This window comes from Bradyrhizobium genosp. SA-3, from assembly GCF_004212635.1.
In the GTDB taxonomy this organism is placed as follows: domain Bacteria; phylum Pseudomonadota; class Alphaproteobacteria; order Rhizobiales; family Xanthobacteraceae; genus Bradyrhizobium.
This window is the reverse complement of record NZ_PSRT01000127.1, coordinates 1-23,943: the sequence shown is the minus strand read 5'-3', so window position 1 is coordinate 23,943 and position 23,943 is coordinate 1. Positions and strand designations below refer to the sequence as shown.

24 protein-coding genes and 2 pseudogenes are annotated in these 23,943 nt (G+C 59.7%); 11 read left to right on the top strand and 15 right to left on the bottom strand.

What is annotated here, in order from left to right; translation table 11 throughout:
- Positions 1-187 precede the first annotated feature (187 nt).
- Positions 188-1,948 carry an adenylate/guanylate cyclase domain-containing protein gene (locus CWO91_RS32880; protein ID WP_130219681.1) on the top strand — a complete coding sequence of 587 codons (1,761 nt, stop codon included), beginning with the start codon at positions 188-190 and terminating at the stop codon, positions 1,946-1,948.
- A gap of 94 nt (positions 1,949-2,042) precedes the next feature.
- Here the strand turns inward: CWO91_RS32880 and CWO91_RS43395 are convergent, their stop codons facing one another.
- From CWO91_RS43395 to CWO91_RS32865, 4 genes and pseudogenes are all read right to left on the bottom strand, one after another.
- Complete coding sequence (locus tag CWO91_RS43395) at positions 2,043-2,192, bottom strand: hypothetical protein (RefSeq protein ID WP_165405886.1); 150 nt, start codon at positions 2,190-2,192, stop codon at positions 2,043-2,045.
- A 151-nt stretch (positions 2,193-2,343) separates the two neighbouring features.
- Positions 2,344-4,034, bottom strand: a pseudogene (locus CWO91_RS32875) (methyl-accepting chemotaxis protein).
- 611 nt (positions 4,035-4,645) lie between these two features.
- Complete coding sequence (locus CWO91_RS32870) at positions 4,646-5,422, bottom strand: outer membrane protein (RefSeq protein ID WP_165405885.1); 777 nt, start codon at positions 5,420-5,422, stop codon at positions 4,646-4,648.
- 350 nt (positions 5,423-5,772) lie between these two features.
- Complete coding sequence (locus CWO91_RS32865; RefSeq protein WP_130219680.1) at positions 5,773-7,269, bottom strand: sensor domain-containing diguanylate cyclase; 1,497 nt, start codon at positions 7,267-7,269, stop codon at positions 5,773-5,775.
- A gap of 498 nt (positions 7,270-7,767) precedes the next feature.
- Between CWO91_RS32865 and CWO91_RS32860 the strand changes: the two genes are divergently transcribed.
- The 8 genes from CWO91_RS32860 to CWO91_RS32820 all read left to right on the top strand — a co-directional run bounded on the left by CWO91_RS32860 (position 7,768) and on the right by CWO91_RS32820 (position 12,039).
- Positions 7,768-8,058 (top strand): hypothetical protein, encoded by a 291-nt coding sequence (locus CWO91_RS32860; protein ID WP_130219679.1) that lies wholly within the window; start codon positions 7,768-7,770, stop codon positions 8,056-8,058.
- Between the two features lie 61 nt (positions 8,059-8,119).
- Positions 8,120-8,965 carry a Ku protein gene (locus CWO91_RS32855; RefSeq protein WP_130219678.1) on the top strand — a complete coding sequence of 282 codons (846 nt, stop codon included), beginning with the start codon at positions 8,120-8,122 and terminating at the stop codon, positions 8,963-8,965.
- 114 nt (positions 8,966-9,079) lie between these two features.
- A complete protein-coding gene (locus CWO91_RS32850) occupies positions 9,080-9,523 on the top strand; it encodes a hypothetical protein (RefSeq protein WP_130219677.1) in 444 nt (147 codons plus the stop codon).
- Positions 9,520-9,777: a hypothetical protein gene (locus tag CWO91_RS32845; RefSeq protein WP_130219676.1), complete on the top strand. Its 258-nt coding sequence runs from the start codon at positions 9,520-9,522 to the stop codon at positions 9,775-9,777. Before CWO91_RS32850 ends, CWO91_RS32845 begins: the two co-directional genes overlap by 4 nt.
- 514 nt (positions 9,778-10,291) lie before the next feature.
- Complete coding sequence (locus tag CWO91_RS32840) at positions 10,292-10,600, top strand: hypothetical protein (protein ID WP_130219675.1); 309 nt, start codon at positions 10,292-10,294, stop codon at positions 10,598-10,600.
- 44 nt (positions 10,601-10,644) lie between these two features.
- Complete coding sequence (locus CWO91_RS32835; protein WP_130219674.1) at positions 10,645-11,229, top strand: RNA ligase family protein; 585 nt, start codon at positions 10,645-10,647, stop codon at positions 11,227-11,229.
- A gap of 346 nt (positions 11,230-11,575) precedes the next feature.
- Positions 11,576-11,767 carry a hypothetical protein gene (locus tag CWO91_RS32825; protein WP_130219672.1) on the top strand — a complete coding sequence of 64 codons (192 nt, stop codon included), beginning with the start codon at positions 11,576-11,578 and terminating at the stop codon, positions 11,765-11,767.
- Between the two features lie 56 nt (positions 11,768-11,823).
- Complete coding sequence (locus CWO91_RS32820) at positions 11,824-12,039, top strand: hypothetical protein (RefSeq protein WP_130219671.1); 216 nt, start codon at positions 11,824-11,826, stop codon at positions 12,037-12,039.
- Positions 12,040-12,052: 13 nt separating this feature from the next.
- Here CWO91_RS32820 and CWO91_RS32815 read toward each other — a convergent pair whose 3' ends face one another.
- Positions 12,053-12,301, bottom strand: coding sequence for a hypothetical protein (locus tag CWO91_RS32815; protein ID WP_130219670.1), 249 nt, complete (start codon positions 12,299-12,301; stop codon positions 12,053-12,055).
- Between the two features lie 285 nt (positions 12,302-12,586).
- Entirely contained in the window at positions 12,587-13,672 is a 1,086-nt protein-coding gene (locus CWO91_RS32810; RefSeq protein WP_208753099.1) for a putative bifunctional diguanylate cyclase/phosphodiesterase, read from the bottom strand.
- A 3-nt stretch (positions 13,673-13,675) separates the two neighbouring features.
- On the opposite strand from CWO91_RS32810, the gene CWO91_RS32805 reads away from it, so the two are divergent.
- The gene (locus tag CWO91_RS32805; RefSeq protein WP_130219669.1) at positions 13,676-15,106 is read left to right on the top strand and encodes an IS1182 family transposase; all 1,431 of its coding nucleotides are present in this window, start codon (positions 13,676-13,678) and stop codon (positions 15,104-15,106) included.
- A gap of 274 nt (positions 15,107-15,380) precedes the next feature.
- Here CWO91_RS32805 and CWO91_RS32800 read toward each other — a convergent pair whose 3' ends face one another.
- From CWO91_RS32800 to CWO91_RS32765, 6 genes and pseudogenes are all read right to left on the bottom strand, one after another.
- Positions 15,381-15,626, bottom strand: a complete 246-nt coding sequence (locus CWO91_RS32800; RefSeq protein ID WP_130219668.1) for a hypothetical protein — start codon at positions 15,624-15,626, stop codon at positions 15,381-15,383.
- A 1,348-nt stretch (positions 15,627-16,974) separates the two neighbouring features.
- Positions 16,975-17,169, bottom strand: coding sequence for a hypothetical protein (locus tag CWO91_RS32785; RefSeq protein ID WP_130219666.1), 195 nt, complete (start codon positions 17,167-17,169; stop codon positions 16,975-16,977).
- Between the two features lie 903 nt (positions 17,170-18,072).
- A pseudogene (locus CWO91_RS32780) lies at positions 18,073-18,561 on the bottom strand (CadC-family transcriptional regulator); the annotation flags it as partial.
- Between the two features lie 84 nt (positions 18,562-18,645).
- A complete protein-coding gene (locus tag CWO91_RS32775) occupies positions 18,646-19,020 on the bottom strand; it encodes a hypothetical protein (protein ID WP_130219664.1) in 375 nt (124 codons plus the stop codon).
- A gap of 540 nt (positions 19,021-19,560) precedes the next feature.
- The gene (locus CWO91_RS32770) at positions 19,561-19,836 is read right to left on the bottom strand and encodes a DUF3303 domain-containing protein (RefSeq protein ID WP_130219663.1); all 276 of its coding nucleotides are present in this window, start codon (positions 19,834-19,836) and stop codon (positions 19,561-19,563) included.
- A gap of 574 nt (positions 19,837-20,410) precedes the next feature.
- Complete coding sequence (locus CWO91_RS32765; RefSeq protein WP_130219662.1) at positions 20,411-21,616, bottom strand: M10 family metallopeptidase C-terminal domain-containing protein; 1,206 nt, start codon at positions 21,614-21,616, stop codon at positions 20,411-20,413.
- A gap of 87 nt (positions 21,617-21,703) precedes the next feature.
- Between CWO91_RS32765 and CWO91_RS32760 the strand changes: the two genes are divergently transcribed.
- A complete protein-coding gene (locus CWO91_RS32760) occupies positions 21,704-22,021 on the top strand; it encodes a hypothetical protein (RefSeq protein ID WP_433995593.1) in 318 nt (105 codons plus the stop codon).
- Between the two features lie 551 nt (positions 22,022-22,572).
- Here CWO91_RS32760 and CWO91_RS32755 read toward each other — a convergent pair.
- From CWO91_RS32755 to CWO91_RS32745, 3 genes are all read right to left on the bottom strand, one after another.
- A complete protein-coding gene (locus CWO91_RS32755; RefSeq protein WP_130219661.1) occupies positions 22,573-22,755 on the bottom strand; it encodes a hypothetical protein in 183 nt (60 codons plus the stop codon).
- Entirely contained in the window at positions 22,721-23,254 is a 534-nt protein-coding gene (locus CWO91_RS32750; protein WP_165405884.1) for a hypothetical protein, read from the bottom strand. Before CWO91_RS32750 ends, CWO91_RS32755 begins: the two co-directional genes overlap by 35 nt.
- A 146-nt stretch (positions 23,255-23,400) precedes the next feature.
- On the bottom strand, positions 23,401-23,943 hold a 543-nt coding region (locus CWO91_RS32745), incomplete at its 5' end, for a hypothetical protein (RefSeq protein ID WP_208753098.1).

The window sequence follows — 23,943 nt, the reverse complement described above, 5'->3', positions numbered from 1 at the left end:
ACGTCGCTGACCTCAGCCCAGAGCGCGGGGATGTCCGCTTCATACAGGTGACCCGACCAAGGTCATGCTGGCTAACGAGGGCAGCCTTTGATCCATAACGGAATTACGGAAACGCTACGGACCTGATGACCGTCGGCGCCTATTCGGGTAGACTGGCTCTAGCCCTCGAACCTGAACAGGTATGGGCATGGCCCGGAAGCTCGCCGCTATCGTCGCCGCCGACGTTGTCGGCTACAGCCGGCTGATGGGTGTCGACGAAGCCGAGACCTTGGCGGCGCTCAAGACGCATCAACGAGAACTGATCGCGCCGAACATTGCCGAGCACCAGGGCCGCATCGTCAAGACAACAGGCGATGGCCTCCTGATCGAATTCTCGAGCGTGATCGAAGCCGTCGAATGCGCGGTCGAGGTCCAGCGCGCTATGCAGGGTCGCAATGAGGACGTCCCGGCGGACCATCGCATCGAGTTCCGCGTCGGCGTCAATCTCGGGGACATTATCATCGACGGCGACGATATTTACGGCGATGGTGTCAATGTTGCGGCACGGCTCGAAGCCCTCGCCGAAGCCAATGGGATTTGCGTGAGCAGAGTCGTGCACGATCAAGTACGCGACAAGCTAGATCTGGTCTTTGAGGATCTCGGCGAGCGGCAGCTCAAGAACATCGCTCGACCGGTCCACGTATTCCGAGTGCCAGCACCAGCTACAGGGCTGCGGACGCAATCGGCAAGCCCCGCACTGGCGCTTCCGGACAAACCGTCGATTGCGGTATTACCTTTCACCAACATGAGCGGGGATCCCGAACAGGACTACCTTGCCGATGGAATGGTCGAGGACATCATCACGGCGCTATCTCATTTCAAGGCGCTGTTTGTCATCGCACGCAATTCCAGCTTCGCGTACAAGGGTCGCGCCGTCGACGTGAAGGTAGTCGGGCGTGAGCTTGGAGTTCGCTATGTGTTGGAAGGAAGCGTTCGCAGGGCGGCAAACCGGGTGCGCATCACGGGACAGCTTATCGATACCGCTACTGGCGCGCATCTTTGGGCGAACCGGTTTGATGGTGGACTCGGCGACATTTTCGATCTGCAGGACCAGGTGACGGAGAGCATTGTCGGAGCAATCGCGCCGGCGGTGGAGAGAGCCGAGATAGAGCGTGCCACACGCAAGGCAACCGAGCGTCTTGACGCCTATGATCACTACTTGCGCGGTTTAGCTAAGTCCTATCAGGATGCTAGTCAGCAAGCGTGCAGCGAGGCACTGCACCTATTCAACAGCGCGATCGAGCTGGACCCCTACTTTGCGACAGCCTACGCTCGTGCCGCCTTTTGCTATGCCAATGCCAAGGCCTTTGGCTGGATTTCACTCACACCGGAGGAGGTGGCCGAGGTATCGAGGCTCGCTCAGCGGGCGGTTGAGCTAGGTAGGGATGACGCAATCGCGCTCGCTGATAGCGGATGGGCATTGGCATATGTTGTTCGCGATCTCGATCGAGGCGCCGCCTTAATCGATCGCGCGCTTGCGCTCAATTCCAATGTGGCCGAGGCGTGGGATTGCGGTGGCTGGGTAAAGAACTGGCTCGGCGAATACGAGCTAGCGATCGAGCGCTTCAAGCGTGCCATACGCCTAAGCCCACTTGATCCGTGGGGCGCACCGATGCGAGCTGGGACTGCGCATGCACATTTTTTCCTAAGTCGCTATGACGAAGCGGCATCGTGGGCGGCAATGGCGTTGCAGGACAATCCAAACTCTCAACCTCTACTTCGTATCGGCGCTGCGAGCAATGCGATGGCGGGAAGGCTCGATCAAGCGCAGAAGGCGGTCGTGCGCCTGCGCCAACTCAATCCTACACTGCGGGTTTCCAACCTCAAAAACGTGCTGGGACCTTATCGGCGTGCCGAAGACATCTCGCGATACGAAGAAGGATTGCGGCGAGCCGGGCTCCCCGAATGATACCCTGGAGGAAGGAAGTGTTAACTTGGCCGATTCTTTCGAGACTTCGGTTATTCGGAGGTCACGCGCATCTAGGCTACACCGGACGGACAGACTATGCTGCCGCTCGGTCCTCTTTGTCCGCTCCACGCATCATCAACTTGAGTACACCATCCGGCAACGGCCGTTGCAACGCCTTGGCCTCATTCCACAGCGCTCGCATCCAGACATCGCGCTCCTCGTCCATAGACAGGATCACCGGCATCGCCTCCGGGAAGTATCAGCGCAACCACCCGAAGGCTTGGTCGTTCATTGCCGAGATGAAGCGACTACTCGCAATCCTCCTCGCTGTCGGTCGGCGCGAATACTAGGCAAGCCGCGCGCCGAACCACTGGCCACCCACTCTCAGGAGCGCGTCACGCCCGAACAGTGCGCAGGAAATTTGCGACCTCGTCCCTGAGTCTAGTTGAATCGCGCGACAACAGCCCGGCGGAGGACAGGAGCTGAGCCGATGCGCTGCCCGTTTCGGCTGCGCCGCGTTGCACGTCGGCGACGCCGGAACTGACCTCGCCGGTGCCTTGGGCCGCCTGCTGGATGTTGCGAGCAATCTCGTGCGTCGCCGCGCCCTGCTGCTCCACCGCAGCCGCGACCGCCGTGGCGATTTCCGACATTCTGGAAATGGTGCCGCTGATATCCGTGATAGCCGCGACCGATTTTCCCGTGGCGTCCTGCATGCTCCCGACCTGCTGGCTGATCTCTTCAGTCGCCTTGGCGGTCTGTTCGGCTAACGCCTTGACCTCGCTCGCCACCACGGCGAAGCCGCGACCGGCATCACCTGCGCGCGCGCCTCGATCGTCGCGTTGAGCGCCAGGAGATTGGTTTGGCCTGCTATGCTGTTGATGAGATCGACGACGTCGCCAATTCGTGCGGCCGCCTGCGCCAAACGCGTGATCTGTTCATTCGTTATTCCGGCCTGTCGGACCGCCTCGCTTGCGATATGCGAGGATTCCTGCACTTGGCGGCCGACTTCTCCCACCGAAGCCGCCAATTCTTCGGAAGCGGACGCGACCGATTGGACATTGGTCGTCGCTTCCTCGGAAGCCGCGGCGACGCCGGTCGCCACGTCCTGCGTGCGCTCAGCCGTCGCCCTCAGCGTGCTTGCAGATGCTTCAAGCTGGCTCGAAGCCGAGGAGACCGTCTGAACGATTTCGCCCACCGCAGTCTCGAACGCGTCGGCAAGTCGGTCCATCTCGCGCCGCTGGAGCTTGGCCTGCTGCCGCTCCTGCTCGGCCCTGGCTTCCTCTGCCTCCTTCTTGGCGATCAGTGCCTCCTTGAACACCTGCAACGCATCGGCCATTTGCCCGATCTCGGTGCGCTCGCCCCGATGCGTCACCGCCGCCGAAAGATCGCCTCCGCTGAGGGCTTGCATCGGCGAGACAATCGCGGCGATGCCTTGCGAGACGTTTCTTACCAAAAGGAAGGCAACGAGAGCGCCGACGACTCCGGCGATCGTCGCCATCGCCAATAGCATGCTGAAGGCACGGCTGTAGGCGCCCGCGGCCTGCACTCCCGCCTCGCCAGCGCCTTTGTTGTTGAAGTCGATGGCACTAGCCAGGACCTTGTCGGCGTTCAGGCCGATGGGATTGACAGTCTTGCTGTTGAGCTCATTGGCCTCTTGGGGAAAGCGACCAGCCGCTGCGCGCGACATACGCAGCACCTCCTGCGCGCCCTTCATGTACTCGTTCCAGAGACCTCGCCATTCGTCGTAGAGCGCACGCTCCTGCGGACTGGAGATGAGCTTCTCGTATTCCGCAATACTCTGCGCAACCCTTACGGCGATCGGCTCGATCCGCTTATCAAACTCCGCCTTATCCTCGGCACGCTCCGTCAAGAGGTGCTGTCGTACCGCGTTGCGGTAAGTGATGGTGGTGGCGCGCAGCTCGCCGAGCACGCGGACGCTCGGAAGCCAATTGGTCTGAATGTCAATGACCGCGGCGTTGATCACCTGCATCTTCCAGATCGCAAACGCGCTGGTGGCGAGTAGTGCCAGCAAGAGGCCGACAACGACGGCGGTGATTTTGGTGCGGATAGGCGTCTTCGCAAACATGAATTGCTCCCCCAAAGGACTCAATTAGTAATGCCCTCCCGTCGCAATACATCTGACAGGCGGCGTCTCTCTCCCCTGGACCCGGACCAATTGCCAACAGCCCGATGCTAGTAGAAGTTGTAACGATCCCGCTTTAAGCAATTCTTACACTGGAGCTATTTGATCGACCGCGAACAACTTTTTGCACGAATTTGCAAACTTCGCCGCTTGTTGACCTAGGCCTAGCTAGCGAACTGTAGCAGGAAACTCGCGACAAAAGCTCGCTGGCATCTTCGTTCATCGATCTGCTGTTCGGAAGCGTCTACCTGGGCGAAAGCCAAAAGCCTTTGGCGCCGATCATCCGATGCCATCGAGCTATTTATCCCTTCTGGCGTACCCGTTCGTCGCGTGGCTATCGAACCGTTCCGCTGTCCTCCAAACACGTGGGCTCTAGGCCGCCGCCCGACCTTCCTTCTCCACCCCGCGCATCACGATCCTGAGCGCATCAACTAGCAAAGGCCGCTGTAGGGTCTTGGCTTCATCCCACGGTGCGCGCATCCAGACATCGCGCTCCTCAATGGTCGACTACACCGGGTTTGCGCAGCGATCGAACGCTTCTGCTCGTGCGCATGTCAGTATTTCGCGACGACTGGGGCACCCCAGCGGTAGTTCACACGGACCAAACCGATGTCGACGTCCTGACCAATGCGGGCGGTTCCTGCAAAAGCGCCCGCCGGAGCACCTACGATTCCGGTTGAAAAGAAGAAATCCACGTCCCGGTGGCCCATGAACAGGTGGTCGTATTCAACGCCTACGGACCAGTTCGGCGCAAAGCCAAATTCAAGGCCCGCCCCTACCGCGCCGCCCCAGCGGGTTTCACTGCCGTCGTTGATGGTGAGCCCAGTCGCAGAATCGACAACCCGATATTTGTCGCGAACGACCGCAGCGCCACCCTTCACGTAGAGCAGCACGTTGTTCCAGGCGTAGCCCACCTGGCCCGTGAACAGGCCGAATGCATCAATCTTGGTCTCATCCTGGACGCCGGCGAAGACGAGATTGATGTTCGAGCCCTTGAAATCGGCCCAGTTGCCCTGCGCCTCCACACCGAACACCCAGTTCGCCGTCTGCCAGCGGTAGCCGATCTGACCGCCAGCCGTGCCTCCGGTCGCATCGTGACACCCCATGGCAAGAGGCGGAGCGACGACCACGCCGCCGGCATTGACCACATCCAAGCATTTATGGGCTGAGCCGCCGCCGCCATTGAGGCCGAGGTAGAAGCCGCTCCAGTCGTAGATCGGGACGACCATCGGCGGCGGCGCTTTGGTGTATGGGCGAGCCGCCAGATCAGCGGCAGAAGCAGGAGCGGCCAGCGCGATGAGCGCTACCGTGCCGAGCAGGACTTTTTTCATTTTTGACCCCAGTGTCGAATCGACTGCGGCCCCCAGACGCTCAACCTACCATTGCTCGCCGAATTTTCTGTCACCCGTGCGCGACATCGACGGAGAAATGGAAGAGTTCCACAACTTGACGTTGGTCCGCAGGCGATCCGATGCTTGGATCAGGTGCTCAGACACTGACGACTGAGGATTCGAAGACGGGGATGGGGCGAGCCGCGGCGAGGCGCCGACCGCTAAGCGCAGGCGGGTGCAACGCGTCTCCGGAGCCATTCGAAGAATTGGAGAGCCAGCCGAACACTGGGTCAGTTTTCTCGGGCGCACCGGCTCTGTTGGCGGCCGATGCAACCTAATCTCATCCAGTTCTAGGCTACTCGTTTCCCGCTTGCGATCAGATCCCCGCCCGGGCTGCCGATCACGCAGTCGCGTCCCTCGTGCTTGGCCGCGTAAAGCGCTATGTCCGCCGCCCTGACAAGATCATGCGGCACGTAGTCTTGGCCAGGGACCATGCACGCCAGTCCAATGCTGACCGTCGGCAGTTCGCCCTGCGTTTGGCGCAGGACCGTCAGCTTCTCGCGGATCTGGCGAGCGACTTCGAATGCCCCGCTCTTGCCGACGCCGGGCAGCAGCACGGAAAACTCTTCCCCGCCATAGCGGGCACCGAGATCGGATGTGCGTTTCGTGCTGCTCGCAATACATTGCGCGACGGTTGCAAGTACGGCATCGCCAGCCTGATGTCCGTGTCTGTCGTTGTATGCCTTGAAGTGATCGACATCGATCATCAGCAGCGAGACAGGCATGCGAGAGCGCGTGGCCCGGCGCCACTCGACGGCCAGGGCATCATCAAAGCGGCGTCGGTTGCCGAGCCTCGTCAAGGTGTCGGTTGTGGCCAGGACCGCGAGCTGGTTTTCCGCGGCAGCGCGGCGCTTCAGCGCCGCCAGCAGGTAAAACATCAGAGCGATCGAGAATGCGACAAGCGCGGCCACCACAAGGCCGATCCACCACAGCTGTTGCCACCAATCTGCGTAGATACTCTTGAGCGCGACGCCTTCCGCCAGCAGCAAGGGATGCGTGCCGACCTGCTGAAAGACGTACAGGCGGCTGATGTGGTCAACAATGGACTTCGTCGAATAGAAACCGGAGCTGTGCGCGGGGAAATATTTGAAGGTCTGGGCGTCCTTGATACTCTGCCCGATCTTGGTGATGTCGAAGGGGGCACGCATCAGGATCGTTCCGTCGCTGCTAAACAGCGCCATGGAACCCTGGGCGCCGAAATCCAGCTTCCTGAACAGGTTATGGAAATAGCTCAGCCGCATGCTCCCGGCGACGACGCCGTCGAAGGAGCCGTCGCGGCCGCTGATGCGCCGGCTCAGGCTGATGAGGTATTCTCCACCCGACGTGACCCACGGTGCGCTGATGAACAGCCCTGCATCCGGCCGCGCCTGATGCACGCGAAAGAAATCGCGATCGGCAAAATTCATCGGACGCGGCGTGGGGGTTCGGGAGTCCAGCCTGACATTGCCCGCTGCGTCCAGAACCAGAATTGAACCCAAATCCTTTGCCGTGGCGGCCCGGTCGAACAGGACGACCTGCCGCAACTCAGGACTGACGCGGTTGATCTCGGGCAGTTTCACGCCGTCGGCGACGGCTTGGAGCGACAGATCATAGAGCTCGATGTTGCGGTCGATCTCGCTTGCGATGCTGGCCACGAGATTGGTCGCAGCCTCCTTCGCGTGCTGAAAATCCTTCTGCGCCATTTCCCAGAGGATGGTCGCACAGATACCGGAGAAGCCCAATATGAGACCGATGCCAAGCGCCAGCAGCCGCTTGGCCGGCATCGTGCTTGGCATTGTCACATGCATTCGTTTCGCTCCGCGCACTCCTGCCCCCGGCTTGCTCCTCTCATACGGCAAGCGGCTTGAGAAAACGGGCTCGAAGCGGACGTAATTTGTGAGTTCGAGGTAAGGTTCTGTTAACCGGGGCAGCACCGATCCGTGCTACTCGCCTGGTGTCGTCTATTGGAAGCCCGCCGCATCAAGGATCATCTCGGCGTCAAAGACATTTTTGAGTACCTCGCCCCAGAAGCAGCGCGCAATCCGCATTAATCCGGGAATAAGAGAACCATTAGCAAGTTGGCGCGCATCTCAGCCTCTATTTCCATCACGTCTAGTCCAGATAGGAACAAGCAGCGCCGCGACCCGCGACGACACCGCCAATATTCGAGCGCGAACGGTCCGCAGCACGTCCGCCCCTTCTTGGGCGGTGCGCAGATCAAAGAGCGGGCATAACTCGGCTGCTCGCGCGGCGAGGTTGACCTCGATGGTATAGTTGAGCGGTGTAGTTGATTCGAGAACGCGACCATGCCGATCCATTGGCAACGCAAGCTGCCGCTCAATGCCACCCGCCCCGCCTATCGCACGTTGCAAGGCTGGGCGCTCGGCACGCTGATCGAGCAAGAGGTGTTGAGGGCGTGCCAGCACCATGGCTATAGCGTCGATCGCGCCGATCCCGACGCCTGGAACCGAGCGCGCGGGGAAGCTTGGAGGATCCCCTTCCCTGGCGCCACTCCGGAGGCCTGCCTGGCCGCGCTGGAGGAAGCGATGTGCGGCATCGGCGATACCTGCCCTGAATGCGGTAAACGCCGGGTTTGACTCCACTTTCCCCGGCCTCCGCCTATATTGACCCTAATCGGTACAGGTGGAGTTTGCGTTCATGGCCCCGCGCGCGAATTGGAAGGGGTTTTTGAGGCTGTCGCTGGTGACGTGTCCGATCGCGCTATTTCCCGCGACCTCGGAATCCGAAAAGATTAGCTTCAACCAGATTAACAAGAAGACCGGGCACCGAATTCGTTATCTCAAGGTCGACGCCGAGACCGGCGACGAAGTGTCCAACGAAGATATCGTCAAGGGCTATCAGGTCGATAAGGACCGATACCTTGAGGTCACGAAGGACGAGATCGAGAACATCGCGCTGGAGTCCACCCGCACCATCGAGATCGATGAGTTCGTCCCGCGAAGTGAGATCGACGACCTGTACCTTGTGCGTCCCTATTACATCGTCCCTGACGGCAAGGTCGGCCACGACGCCTTTGCCGTGATCCGTGAGACCATCCGCTCGCTCGACAAGGTCGCGCTTGCCCGTGTGGTGTTGACCAACCGCGAGCACGTCATTGCGCTGGAAGCCCGCGACAAGGGTCTCGTCGGTATGCTGCTGCGCTATCCCTATGAGGTGCGGGACGCGGCGGAATATTTTGATGACATCCAGGATGTCAAGGTTACCAAGGACATGCTCGACCTCGCAAAGCACATCCTCGAGCAGAAGAGCGGCCATTTCGAGCCGGAGAAATTCGCGGACCACTATGAAGCGGCGCTCGCCGAACTGCTCGCCAAAAAGCAGAAGGGTCTGCCGATCGCGGCGGTGAAAAGGGCCGCGCCCGGTAACGTCGTGAACCTGATGGACGCGCTACGCCAAAGTCTCGCCTCCGGGAAAGGCCCGCCGGCGGCACGGCCGGCCAAGGCGCCAGCAAAGAAGGCGGCGAAAAAGCGCAAAGCCGGCTAACGTAGCAGCGCAATGGCACTTCTCCACACCCACGACCCGCAGTAGCTCGCCGCCGTTCTATCGCCCAAGGGATTGATAATTTGACGCGGCTCTACAGGCCGCTTTGATGGCGGCATGCCCGCCCTCACCCGCCGCCGCGACCGAAACGACCCACACCGCGAGACGTGGCTCATCTATTTCGGCGATATCCGTGTCGGCGTAGTCGGCCGCCGCGCCGGCGTGCCAAACTCGGCTCCGCAGTGGGGCTGGTCGTGCGGCTTTTATCCCGGCACCGCCCCCGGGGAGCACCGTAACGGTATTGCCGAGACCTTTGACGCCGCCCGTACCGGCTTCGAGGCCGCGTGGCAGGAGTTAGCGGCCACGCGCTCGGAGGCCGATTACGAGGCCTGGCGCCGCCAGCGAGACTGGATAGCCTGGATAGATCGCATGCACGATCTGGCGCTTCCGCTGCCCGCACAGCGGCCGGAAGGGATTGCGCGTTGCTTCTGCGGCGAGGTAGTCACCACCCCCACACTCGACTCCCACATCCGCACTGCCCACCGCCTGACTGCCGCATGAAACTTACCGCCGAACGTCCCTTCGCCAACCCGGAAGCCGCAGCCCGCAAGCTGGTCGAACTCGCCTCCGGCATCGAGCCGGTTCAGGACGGCCGCATCCATATCGAGAAGATCAACGCGCCGTTTCTCTACACACTCAAAGCCACCGGCGAGGAGTTTGGCGCCGGCATCAGGTATGCCGTCGAACGCGGCTGGCTTGAGTTGCACGAGAGCGGCACCTATGTCCGGCTCCTCATCGGCGGCGCGATGATGTAATTTCTGCGGCCAAGCGGCGGGCGCGCAAGGAGCTCATCCATGGCGAAGGAAATTCAAACAGCTGCGCAAACAAGCTGAAAAGGCCGCGCGCGCCGCAAAGGCAGCCGCAGATGCGGGAGTATCAGAGCAACTGCGGGAGGCTAGCGCGCGCCTTCCAAAGCCAGGCCGACGTTCTGAAATCGAAAAAGAGAGCAGGCAAGCAGCGCAAGAAGCAACGGTGATGCTGTAAAGCCCCGCTTCCTGGCGTCCGTTAGATCATGCCCAAAATGATGAAAAGTCCGATCTCAACCAGCAAGACCGTCCCTGTCATCGCGGATATGAGAAATAGGTCACCCGCTGATAGGAAGTGCATGGTTCGCCTCGCAATTTCCCCGAACCATTCCTAGCCTAATTCAAATTTAAATAATTTGCACGATTTAAATTGTTTAATTTGTATTATGTGTTATTTTATTTCTCGATTTAATAGCGCAATATCGATGATGGAACTTGCAATTTTGTTGGAGTTTCCTGGGGTATGAGCCGCTCCCCGTCGATTGTGCCTCATGTGGCAGCAGACCCGGATGTCTACCTTGTGGTCGAGGAATTTGCCGGCAGGCGAGCCTGGTGCGAAACAGCCGAAGAGGACACCGGTCGCGCGACGCTGATGCGGGACCTGATGGACGGCTTGTATGAGCATCCCACTCGCATCGTGGCATTCAACACGACAGAGGGATGGTCGCGCGATGTAACCGTAGAGATCGCCGATGAGCTACGCCGCCGACTTGTCGAGCACGAAGTGCCGGCATGCGTCCTGAAGTTCGTGGAGAGAGCGGCGGGGCGCTGAGGCAGGGATTCGCAATTTCGCGCCGAACTATTTATCTGCTCGGTATGTTTAAGGCATACGAGCTCTGGCTGGCGACCGCCGGCAAGCAGGTCCCATCGGGGCCAGACTGGATTCACGAGGTGAAGCACGACGGCCACCGGATGCTGGTCATCCGGGAGGATAAGCGTGTGCGCCTCCTATCCCGTAATGGCAGCGACTGGACAAAACGGTATCCCTGGATCGCAGATGCCGCGCTGAAGATCCGACAGAAGCATTTCATCGTCGATGGCGAGGCCGTGGTGCTCGGAGTGGATGGCATCTCAGATTTTAACGCGCTGCACTCCCGCAAGCACGATCACGAAGTCCAGCTCTACGCCTTCGACATTCTCGCGATGGGCGGCGATGATCTGCGGTCTCTGCCCCTCCATATCCGCAAGGCCAACCTGGAGCAGCTATTGGCCCGCCGGCCGGACGGGATCACTGTGGCGCCGTTCGAGCGCGGCGAGATCGGCCCCGACCTGTTCCGGGCCGCCTGCCGAATGGGACTTGAGGGCTTGGTCTCCAAGCATCGCGATCGGCCGTACCGCGGCGGCCGGCAAAAGTTCTGGATCAAGAACCGCAGCCATCCGGCGATGGAGCGCGAGCTGTGACCGCCGGGGCGGCTCAATTTAGCCGGGATACGCCCATCCACGTAAACGCCTGCGCAGGGGCACTACCAGTTTAGGAACTCTCGTCGGTTCCGACAGTTTTTGTCGGGTGGGCTTGAGCCATCACCGGGTAGATAGCCGTGCGACGCAATCGCCGGAAACAGACAACGTCCCTGGAAGAGCGTCTCGCAGACCACGCACGCCTGACGCGAAAGCGAGCAATGGAATTGCCGCCCGGAGAACAGCGCGAGGCTCTCCTGCGCAAGAGCGTGCGCGCCGAAACAGCCGTCCGGATTAGCAACTGGTTGGTATCTCCAAAGTCACGGCAATCATCCTGAGAGGGTCGACCATGCTCCAGTACCGCGCCTATATTCTCGATTCCGGCGGACACATCACAGCGCGTGTCGATCTGATCTGCAAGAATGAAAAAGACGCCGAAGAGCATGCCTGGTCTCTCGCCGCGAGCGATGATGTTGAGCTGTGGCAGGAGGACCGCCAGCTAGCGATCTTCCGGCACCGTGCGCCCCTTGTCCCGAGCTAAACCCGGCCCCTGCCAACAGAGGAACGTTCTCTCGGGCTCATGCTTGAGAAAGCGTTATGTTGGTTGTTTCACGAGGAATGCGCAATGCGCTGCGGCAGGCCCGTCTCTACGGTTACCTCGTCGAGTTGAACAACATGCTTTACATACCCGGGGGCAGCCATCCGGTTTGCAGCAAGTCTTTTGCACTTCGCATGGTCGATGGCGGCTGGCTAATGAAGGACGGCGATCGATACCAGCTCACCACCAAAGGACGCGAGGCACCGGACGATTGAGCGCTAGGCCTGTTCAGTTGGCAGCCTCCTTCCCCAGGATGCGGCTCGAGCCGATTGGCGAACGATCCGCTCTCGGGCCGGCGCGCACCATCGGGCCAAGGCCCATCAATGCGCCGACGAGCAGATAAGCCCACTCAACCGTGGTGCCGCTCGACGGATAGCGGGTGATGACCCCGAGCGCGACGATGGCCGGGATCCCGACCTGATGCCAGAGCAGCACGAGCAATTGCGAAATGATCGCGAAGCCCCACACCTTCTGCATGAAGGGGTTTTGGCCATCGCGCCCATGAACGCCTGATAGGTTTTCGCCAATGCATCCGCCTGCGCTAGCTCGATCACGGTCAATGCGACCGAGGAAATTGCATTGAGATCCAGACATTCAAGCTGCCACGCCCGCACCAGCCGAAGAAAAATCTTGGCGCGGCTAAGGAGTTGGACCCTCGCCCGAGACGCGCTCGCGGTGGAGCGCTGCAAGCCTGCCGAGGAGATGACTTCAGGCGCCCGTGATCGCTTTCGCTGACCTTGAGCCACATGACGCCGTGCAAGCTTAGCTAGCTCTCGCTCTACTCCAGTCGCTTCGCTTGAGGCCGTTTCGCAAGCTCAGGATCGTTGATGCGAGTTCGGTTGCAGGGACCGGCCGGCTGAACAAGAATACTTGCGCCTCATTGCATCCTTCCGCCTTCATCTGGTTCAACTGTTCAATCGTCTCGACCCCCTCCGCTGTTGTTGTCATGCCAAGGCTTCTTCCGAGGCTGGTGATCGCCCTTACGATCAATTTCGATCCCTTGGTCGCCGTTGCGTCACGGACGAAGGACTGATCGATCTTGATTTTGTCAAAGGGAAAGCTGCGGAGATAGCTCAGCGACGAATAGCCGGTACCAAAATCGTCCAAAGCAATCCGCAGCCCACGCGCCTTCAGCTCATGCAGGGTCGCGATCGTTTCGGTGCTGTTGCCAAGGAGAACTGATTCAGTGATTTCGAGCTCGAGCCGGTGCGGCGCCAGCGCTGACATATCGAGCGCGTTGGCGATGACGCTCGCGAGTTTCGGATCGCGAAACTGACTCGCCGAGACATTGACCGCCATCTTGAACTCGGTCGGCAAATTCGCCGCCTCCTTGCACGCACGGTTGAGACCCCATTCTCCGAGCGGGGCGATGAGACCGATTTCTTCTGCAAGCGGGATAAATTGGTCGGGCGGCACCAACCCCCTCTTCGGATGCTGCCAGCGCAACAATGCTTCGAGGCCGCTGATCCGGTCCGTCCGCAAGTCATAAATCGGCTGGTAGAACAGAGTGAACTCGTCCTTCCCCATAGCCTCGCGCAGATCGATTTCGAGCGCTCGGCGGCTCTGCAGGCTTACGTCCATTGCCGGCTCGAAAAACCGCCACGTTCCCCTGCCGTCCAGTTTGGACCGGTACAGCGCCATGTCCGCGTTCTTCAGGAGCTTTTCGCGCGTCGTACCGTCATCTGGCGCGAGCGAAATTCCGACGCTGCACCCGACGATGCCGCGATGCCCATTCAGGTCTGACGTGCCGGGCGCCATCGCGATCTTCGCCTTCGGGCCCAGGCTGTGTGAAAAGGCTCTGTTTGCTGTGATTCGGGCGATAAGATTCCCTGCGATTTTGCGGGGCATCTGATGAAGCGCTTTGTTGAAGGGTTGGATCGGGGGCAGAGCACGCTGTTTCCGTCGTCGCTCGATGACTATGTGAGCGGGGATAATCCGGTCCGAGCGGTCGACATATTCGTCGACGGTCTCGATCTGGATAAGCTCGGCTTCGTTGGCGTCCAGCCACTCGACACGGGGCGACCCGGCTACCATCCCGGCATGATGCTCAAGATCTACATCTACGGCTACCTCAATCGCGTGCCGTCGAGCCGACGGCTGGAGCGGGAATGCCAGCGCAATATCGAGATGATCTGGTTGACCGGGCAGCTGGCGCCGGACTTCAAGACCATTGCGGACTTCCGCAAGGACAATGGCAAGGCCATTCGTGAGGTCTGTCGCGAGTTCGTCGCACTGTGCCGCAAGCTTGATCTGTTCAGTGCAGCAAGCGTCGCCATTGACGGGTCAAAGTTCAAGGCTGTCAATGCGCGGGACAAGAACTTTACCGAGGCCAAGATGAAGCGGCGTCTTGAGCGGATCGATGAGAGCATCGCCCGCTATCTCTCGCAGCTCGAGACCGCTGATCGGCATGGCGACGCGGTGCCGGAGGCGAAGGTTGAGCGGTTAAAGGGCAAGATCGAGAAGCTCAAGGAGGAGATCATCCGGCTCAACGCGATCAATGCGGAGATGATAAAGAGTGAGGACAAGCAGATCTCGCTGACCGATCCTGACGCGCGCTCGATGGCGACAAGTGGCACCGGGATCGTTGGCTACAACGTGCAGATTGCAGTTGATACGCAGCATCATCTCATTGTGGCTCACGAGGTGACCAACGTGGGCAGCGATCGACACCAACTCGCCAACATGGCCGGGCAGGCTCGCGACGAGATGGCTGTCGAGACTCTCGAAGTCGTGGCAGATCGCGGCTATTACGATGGCGAGGAGATCAGGGCCTGCGAGGAAGCCGACATCACGGTGACGTTGCCGAAGCCGATGACTTCGGGCGCCAAGGCTGCTGGCCGCTTCGGCAAACAGGACTTCGTCTATGTCGCCGCCAATGATGTTTATCGCTGTCCCGCCGGCGAGCGGCTAACTTATCACTATACGAACGTAGAGGACGGAAAGACACTGCGCCGATATTGGACAAGCACCTGCAAGACCTGCGCGCTAAGAGCTCAGTGCACGACAGGTCCCGAGCGCCGCATCTCACGCTGGGAGCATGAGGCCGTTCTGGAAAAAGTTCAGGATCGGCTCGACCACAACCCCAATGCAATGGGTGTCCGCCGTCAGACAGCGGAGCATCCGTTCGGCACGATGAAGTGTTGGATGGGAGCAACGCACTTTCTCACGAAAAAGCTGCCAAAGGTGGCCACCGAGATGGCGCTCAACGTGCTCGCCTACAACATGAAGCGCGTGATGATGCTCGTGGGCGTAGGCGGATTGCTGGAGGCGATGCAGGCGTGAGGCCGGCCTCTGCACGACCAAATCAGCGCCTGCACGAAGCTCCTGGTTGCCACCGAGATGACAGGAGGTCGATTCCACCGAATTAGAAGCTCGGCGGCCGCAATGCGCCGGAGCTCCCCAAGTTGCCGGATTTTCACACGGCCTGGGCCAGAAGCGGACATCCCGCGGATGGCGAACCCGCACCGGGCAAGCGGCTATCATCGGTGCGGCAACAATCCCGTCGCTTCTTCGCAGTCGCTAAAGCAAGGTGATCGCTTCGCCAGCTGAGGGGGCTTTACTCTGGAGCGAGCCTGTAAACCTCGCCTGGTTCGAGGTTGAGTTCCTCGAAGTTCCTTTGCTGCTTTTCAGTAAGAACGGCTGGTACAACTTCCGCCGTCCAGCCTTCGGGAACAGCCGCGAGCACTAGCGTCAGCGCCTGACTTGGCTTGGCTAAGGCGAGCCACATCTGCTTCTTTGGCTTGGGCGCGTCGTCCGAGGTCACTTCGACGAGTGTAAACGAATTGCCGAACGACTCTGCCATCACGAGCTAATCCCGCTACCGCGCAGTAGTTCTAGGTCAACTCAGGACACTTCGAAAATCGACTAAGCGGCCGAGGTTCGGCTACGATTACCCGCCTTGCGAGAACCGGCCCATCGCCCAACGCGCGTCAGACGATAGGCCGTCCCGGGTGGATGGCGGGACCTTAAGCCGGGTATCGCCACAGACCAATTTCCAAATTTCGGTGGCGGAGAGTCGTTCCTATCACGGGCTTATACGGACAGCCCGCCGCGCGGCCCTAATTGGAACATCGGAAAGATCAAACGAGACACCAGCAAAAACGCCGCCCGCTTAAATAAAGCGCAGGCGGCGGTTTACCAGCCCCGGGAGGGTGAGAGTAAATCCCGATGAGAATTAGTCTCCAGGCGTCGTGCCGAGGTTCATCGCTTTGCCGAAAAAGCTTAGATTGGGGGCTGTACTCCCGGCGAGGTCAGCCACTTGTTAACCTCTCCGGCAACATCGATCTGCCGGGCCTTTCGCAAGAGCTCGGTGCGGCGGATGCCAGGGGGCATCCCGCTGGCCTGTTGGCGCAAATTAACCGCCTCTTGCGCGAGACGGTACTCGAATGTCGATGATTGTTTCGGGATACGTCGAGCCGACATGTTTGATGCTCCACTGTGGCGTTGAGCGGGAGCGCAAACTGCGTTCACACCACCGATAGATGCTACGGGCCGCTCGGTGGCCGTGGGACAGTGCGCCTTTATCTGCGACATAGCGAGCGCTTTGTTTCGTTTCCTCGCAACCTCTTTGCAAACTGCCCCGGCGGCCGCCGGCTGGATCACTCATCGTCGCTCGAGGTCTTGTTAGAACGATCAACGCGATCCGCTCGAAATTCCGCAGGCCCTTCAAGCAGACGCTGCTTTCTCCTCGATTGGACCCTGGAGCTCGCAGAGTCGTCTGCTCTTTTATCTATCACAGTGCCAGCCAGGTGAAGAGCACGCTTTCGCTGGCGGCCCACTCGACGACCTTTAGCATCCTCTTTCGTCATTCTACTGGCCCTCTGAATCGGAGCTGTTCGGAACATACCGGCGCAGCCGCGAAACTTAGCAACCGCGACAAATATTCTTCAGCTTTGCGGCGGTCCGGGCTTCTTCCGCAAGGAAGGGGTCCTTGTAGCCTGACGATGAGTCGGTACCGGTCTCGGCGGGCTTCCTCGTTTTTGGAGGATACGCAGCGTCGTAACAGGAGAGGCGCGCGCTGGCGCTTTCGATAGCACGGCAGTTCGGGTCCGCGGCGAAAGCGGCTGGCGTGGCTGCACCGAATACTGATGCCAGGAAAAGCGCCGCCGTCCATGTCCGTGTTCGGGCCATCGTCATGCTGATCATCCCCTCTATTTAATTTTACTTGCCCAAGAGGGCCGCGCGCCGGCCCAGGCCGGAAGAGCATCCCATTCGGACCAACGCATCCGGCGCTCCTCATCTCCGACCCTGACGAAAACAAAGGGCGCATCGTCCCGTCCTGTTTTCGAACCAACAAAAATTGCCGGGACCCCATAGGCATCCCTGATGATTGCTGTGTTTGCCATTTCTGTCTCCTGTCTCGGCTTGGGGCTGGGGTACTCGGCCGCGATTAAGGGAACCTACCGCTATAGAATGGCCACGACCGCGATCAGCAGTACAAGGAAGATCGGCACCAATAACGGTGGTACGAGCCACTCACGAATGTTGAATTTGCCGGGATCGGACATCTGACCGCCTTCTTTTGGGTTGAGGCGGGAGCGCAATGCTCTCAGTCACCGATAGATGCCACGGATCGGGCGGTGATGGATGACACCCTAGGCTTAAATAGCGCGCAGCGATATCGAAAAATGCACACAGGAACGCGGCGAAATGGCTGTCAGCGGCCTAGTTCTGACCACGGCAGAACGATGGGATGCATTGCGTCCCGTTCGCGCTGTAGGTCGCAGATCACGCCGGTAATACGTTCCGCGGTGAGGGGATCGAAGGGGAAGGCTGCCAGCCGCCAGTAGTGCGCGATTGTCTCGTCTAGCTCTTTGCACTTTTCACACATCGGCTCACCGCTGAAGTTTAGGCGGGAGCACACGGGCTCTCAGTCACCGATAACAGCAGAGGATCGGGCGGTGATGCAGGCCAACGGCTGCCGGTCCTTTCAGTTCCTAGGTCACCCGGCGCGGACTGTGGATGCACGAAAGCGTCGCGCCCAATGTGCGGTAGGGTCAAAAGCGCTCCTCGCGGATCTTCCGGCGCATGTCCGGTCCGCCTCGGATTGCGGAAGGATTTGCAATCGCGGCATTTTATCAAGTCTGCAATGGGTCAATCGCGTCGGTTTCACGTTCCGCCAGCCACTTCCGCTCTACCCCCGAACAACGAACATCGCTAGACCGGCCCGGGTGGTCTGTTTCGGGCCAGCAACAGACATTAAAAACCAACGAAATCCGGTCCCACGTTCACGAACCGTGAGAAGATATCCCTCCGAAAGAGAGCGCGACCGCATCCTCGTTCCCGAGCTCCGCAACCTTACCTGCCAATCGATTAACCTCTGAGACCTCCTCCTCACGGCCGGTCGTCCAACCGTTTGTCATGCGCCAGTAGTAGCACCAGGCGGCGATGCCGTACGCCGACGCGAAATCGGGGTCAAGCTCGATCGCTTTGTGGAATAGTTGCAACGCTTCGCCGACATCTTCCTTAGCCCCGCGATAGGTGCTCGCCATCCCTCGCAGGTAGTAGTCGTAGGCGTCGAGGTCTTTGGTCGGCTTCCGCTTGGCGCGCTCGATCTCCGCATGCTCCAACTTCGGCGCGATGGCGCCGACCACGCTCGAAGTCACCTGGTCTTGCAGCTCGAATACATCTTCGAGGGCGCCGTCGAAACGGTCCGCCCAGAGATGGGCACCCGTCAAGGCGTCAATGAGCTGGCCCGTGATGCGTAAACGATTCGCCGCCCTGCGCACGCTACCTTCCCCGCTCGGTGAACGTCAGGCCTGCACCAGCGACGAGATCGGTGACGACCCGTGACACCAGAACTTCGTCGGGCTGCGACGGACTCATGACGCGCGAAGCCGCATGCACAGCCACACCACCGATATCGCGCCCCCTGAGCTCGATTTCACCGGTGTGGAGACCGGCGCGAATGGGCAAGCCGATCTGTTTTGCAGCTGCTCCGAGGCGAGAGCGCAACGGACGCCGCGGGCCGGCCCATCGAAAGTGGCTAGAATGCCGTCCCCGGTGGACTTGATCAAAATGCCACGATGCTGCTCGACCATCAGCGATGCCAACTCATCGTGGCTGTCGAGCAATCTGCGCCAAGCTCGGTAGCCGGTTTCGGTAGCACGACGCGTTGAATCGACGATATCCGTGAACCGGACGGTGGCAAGAACGCGATCTATGTCCTGTTGTGCACTGTCGCGCTGCCCGGTCATGAACTCTTCGATATCGCCAAGCAACTCTTCGCGATCACTGAAGCCGAAATAGGGGGTGTGGTCGTCTCCGGAATACTCGATGAAGTGCGCCCCAGGAATCCCGGCGGCTAAGTCGCGGCCATGTTAGACGGGCACCTGCACGTCCCCGCGCCGGTGCAGAACCAGTGTTGGCGCGCGGACGCTATCAAGCAGCGAACTCACGTCGATCGATGCATTGAGCAGTGCAAACTGCCTAATGGTGCCGGGGCTGGCCGAAAGTCTTTCATACTTCGCGAATTGAGTAGTGTGTTTCTGGCAGGACGAACTCGGTCATCAGACGTGTACCTGAGAGTGCTGCCTATTGTTATCTGAGGGAAAAACCGAATTAAGCCGACCTAGAGCGATCCGATGGTCTGCTTGGTCAAAAGCGCCGTTTGGCACTCGGCCGGTTTTCTTCCGGTCTACCCTGATAAACAGACATTCGTCGTGGAGGGCGCATAGGGATTGGATGCCACCGCGGCCATACTCTTGGCCGCGGTGGCTATGATTTCAGATTGAAGGTCAACGCCTGGGTAGGGACGCCATAACGTCGCCGGCGTCTGCGTCCTCCAGGCAGGGAGTGACGGTCAACGGGAGTAGGTCAGCCCATTGGGCGACCCAACGATACATCGCCTTTGGATCACTCGATTCAGAGATCGCGAATCCCTTACCGTCCATCCCATGCCAACGCCCCAACATTTTGACCCCCTCGGGCGGAGCGCCACCAGTTTCTAAGAAACGCGCAACCGCTGCATTGAAAGTGCCTTGAGGTACAGACCAGCTACTGATGAATTTCATGCGAGTCTCCCTTTGCAATTACTTGGTAGCCATCGCGGGTTCGCCGCTTGCGCACGATAACGCCGACGTAGAGAATAACAATAGCAAGCAGATTGGTTCGCTCGCAGGCCCAAAGCCGTGTCATCGCAGTTTCGGCACGACGGGCTCCGTGGCGTGTTTCGTCCGGCCGATACGTGCTCGTTTCCCTCAGCCTCGCTGAAGACAAAGCATCGCAGCCGTAGCCGCCAACAGACCTTTCATCGCTCGCCCCCGCTCAAGGAGCTTCAACTCTGCACCATTGGGATCTCGTTGGCTAGGCGACACTATACCGCCGGCCTGCAGTCCTCGGGGTTCCTCGCTGATTGCACAAGCTCTCAGTCGCACGTTTCTTCACCCCACAGTTTCAGCAGGTTCTCGGCCTTGCCGCGCCGGTAACCCCGCCTTGATACTTCTCGATGTAATCAAGCTGACGCCCCTTGGCGTTCGACCTGTCATCACTTACCCAGCTTCCAAGCGCATGCACGAAGGGACAACCTTCGGGTCAAGGTCCAAAACCGTTCCTCAGCGCTTATGCTCTAACAGCCGTGCGGCGCCATTACAGAATATGAAAACCGTTATCGAAAATGATGGTCAAATTCTGTGGCCTGCTATTAAAACTTGCAATCGTGACCGCTTCGCCTTCGCCTGTGCCATCAAGATCGACCGTAAGTGTGCCCTTCAGCGAGTCGTAGGACACGAAATCGCCGATATCACCGTCCCCGATATGCAACAGCGAGGTCAGATCCACCTTGTCTTCGCCGAACTCATAATCGGCGACCAAGTCGACAGCTTTAACGTCATTGAAGACGAACGTGTCCGCGCCGGTGCCCCCCGTCAACGTTTCGGCGATCCCCGGCAAACCGAAGAGCACGTCGTCGCCCTCTCCACCGGCGAGCAGTTTGTTCTCCGGCGGAGCATTCGTCGCGATCTCGAGCGCCACTTCCACATAGGAACCTGAGGAATCATCGGTCCGTGTGAAAACGCCCTCTCCTATTACTTCTTGGCCGCTAATTTCATTGCTCGTTGGCGTTGAGGGTACGCTAATTGACTTAATGCCTTCGTCGGAAAGACTCGTAAGCTCACCTTCGTCGGTTGAACCGTCAGCGTCGAGATCTTTCCAGATGAGAAGATTCTGAAACGCCTGATCGTTGCTATCGATCAACTCATCATGATTGGAGTCAAGCGACGCAAGAGCTTCAGCACCTGAAGAGAAACTGCCTGTACCAAAAACAGGAGTGAATAGTTCGGTACCATTGTCAATCAAGCCATTACCGTTGAGATCCATTGCGAGGAGCCCATCGCCAGAGGAGTTCCATGCTACCTGCTCGCGCGTCCCATCGCCGTTTATATCGAACGAGACCCCTTCGGCGATTGAGGAAAATGTGTATCCGTTCTGCCCGAGATCGAGGATCAGAGGATCGGTAACTGTCGGCGGAGTCAATGAGACCTGCAGTTCATAGTTGACGGCGGCATTGAATGTGGTTCCGTCAGGATCTCCGCTGGCCCAGCGACCCACCTGCACATAGTAGGTGCCGGCGTTTAGTGTTGCTGCCAGGAATGAATCGTTGATATGGACGCTACCCGGATCTGCCGGCGACGAATCGTCGTTGGAAGCTATGATCGTTTGGCTAGAGTTGAGGATGTTGATCCAAGAATCGTAATGGCTAGCGCTTCCTGTGTTCCCCGCAAGGCGGTGCCGGAGCGAGGGACGGCCAAGGAGACGCTGGGCAAGATCAATCCTTCCTGGCGCGATGCTTGGCATCGCGGTTCACTTGGTCTTACGCCGGATGGACGAAGTGCGGCTCCCTTTTCGCCGGCAAGATGCTCGACGCTTCGCCAGGCGCGAGACGTGGCGAGGCTCAAGGCCGACCTCGAGCGTCTGATCGCAGAGGACAGGCTGACCGAGATCCCTGGCGTCGGCGACGCCATCGCCGACATCGTCACCAAGCTTCACCGCACCGGCACACATCCAAGTCTGGAGAAACTGCGTAAGGGAGTTCCGCCAGCGTCCCGGAGGCTCTTCAGGGTGCCGGGCCTGCGGCCGGAGAAGGTGCTACGCGCCTGCGCCAAGCACGACGTCGCCGTGGAGATCAACGCCCATCCCTGGGAGGCTCGACCTGGACTGGGCGCTGGCACCAGGCGGCGCTCCCCTTCGGTTGGATCATGAGCATCAACCGGGTGCTCAATGCCATGACATTCGCGCAACTCATCCAGCATGTGAAGCGCCGGCGACGCTCGATGGCCCGGGCGGCATGACGTCAGATTCCACGGCTCAGGGGGCCGGCCCGATGCATGCGGCCGAATCGATAGTCGCCGAAGCCTCGAACTCACCTACAGGTTCTCCAAACCGACGAGAGATAGCATCTTCCTGGTGGAAGACCACGGGGTCGAAGGCGACGCCCACGCCGGCCGGTACGTCCGGCATCGATATCTCGCCAAGCGAAAGCCTCGACTTACGAACTTTCGCCAAGTCCATCTGATGCCGGCCGAGCTGCTCCGTGATCTGCGGGCAGCGGGCTACGACGTGCAATCCGGGGATCGGGGAGAACATTAGGAAGCCGCTGATCGCGTGGGACGACCCGGCGGCACCCGCCTGATAGCCAACTCTTGATTTTGCCTGCGTTCGAACAGGGCTGGCGCGCACGGACAACCGCGACCGGACAATCGGCGAACATCACTTTATGACCGCGAAGTGAGCGGTTGAACACCTCAGGATTATCAGTGCAGTGTCTGCTCCAACGGCGGCCAGCCAGCACCCCGCATGCCTTCGCGGATAGCGCGCATGACCAGCGCATACGTTTCCGCCTCCGTCATCATCTCCACCTCGCCGTTGGCGAGAATACGAAGGCCGGCGCGCGGTTTACTCTCAAGCAATATCGGCGACGTCGTCTTCTTTGTCATCGATCCTCACTCCCTTGCTCACAAAGCCCGCAGCCGTCATACGCGCAGCAGTCCAGGCAGGATCGGCAATTTCTTCGAGGGCCGCCCGAACAGCATCATCAACAACCTGAAAGCATTCCTCCTGCCGACGCATGGCGAGCAAATAGGCTGTCTCACCAGGTAAATTGAGTAGCCGATTGCGCATGCCGACGAGAGTTTCCTCCAGACAACGGCAGACGGATTCGAGCTCCACAAGTTGGCCTGCCTCGAAAGCATCCCGGCGCTCCTCGCGGCGACGTTTCGCGGCCACAAGGCGCGTGCGCTCCTCAGTTAGATTATTGCCCGCCGCGCCTCCCCGACCGGCCGCGACCGAACGCAGGTGCGCCAAAACCTCGCGACGCACTTGGTCGAGATCGTACTTGCCGGAAGGCTGACGCGTGATCACGCCTTCGGCAAGATATTGATCGAACTGCGACCGCGAGCAACAGATGTGAGCTGCCGCTTGGGCGATTGTCGCCATTTTCCTTCTGACTCCTCATTTTGTACTATACGGTACAAATATGCTGCGCGCAAGTGCGACCCGCAGTAGCCTGGGCCTGGGAAGGACCCGATCGAGACAATTTTCATGCAGCGATTCCCCGCCTACGGCACTTGGCTATCACCTCGCTAGGTAGCGTCGCGCAACTGTTGCGCCATCGCTTCAGCTCTAGCTTTGGGCATCGTATGCAGGATCAGCGTCGGCTCCGGTCCTGCCTGCTCCACATCGGTAGAAGCGACTTTCCGCACGGCTTCCAGCGCCTCCTGAGGTGTCACCGATTTCGGGACGGACATCTGATAACGGCCGCCCTTGAGGATGAAGAAGCCGAATTCCACGAGGATCGCGAACTCCGTCCCGAAATTGCCGGTCAAGTCACCAATTTCAATGGCCAGAGCGATGTTCGGGTTGGTGGCATGGAAGGGCCACACAGGATCATGCCGCAACGCGCTTACAACCTCCAAAGCGGCGGCTTCGATGGTCGGTTCAGTAGCCATGTTGGAAATGAGCCGCGCGAACGTGGGATTCGACCGCAGTTGAGAGACTAAGGCTGCCGCTTCTGCCACTTTGAGGAGCCATGATCCCACAAAACGACAATCGGGCGCCGGTGGCATTTCAATCACTATGTGAAACCGGTCGAAAAATTCATCCATATTCATTCTGCCTCCAATAGC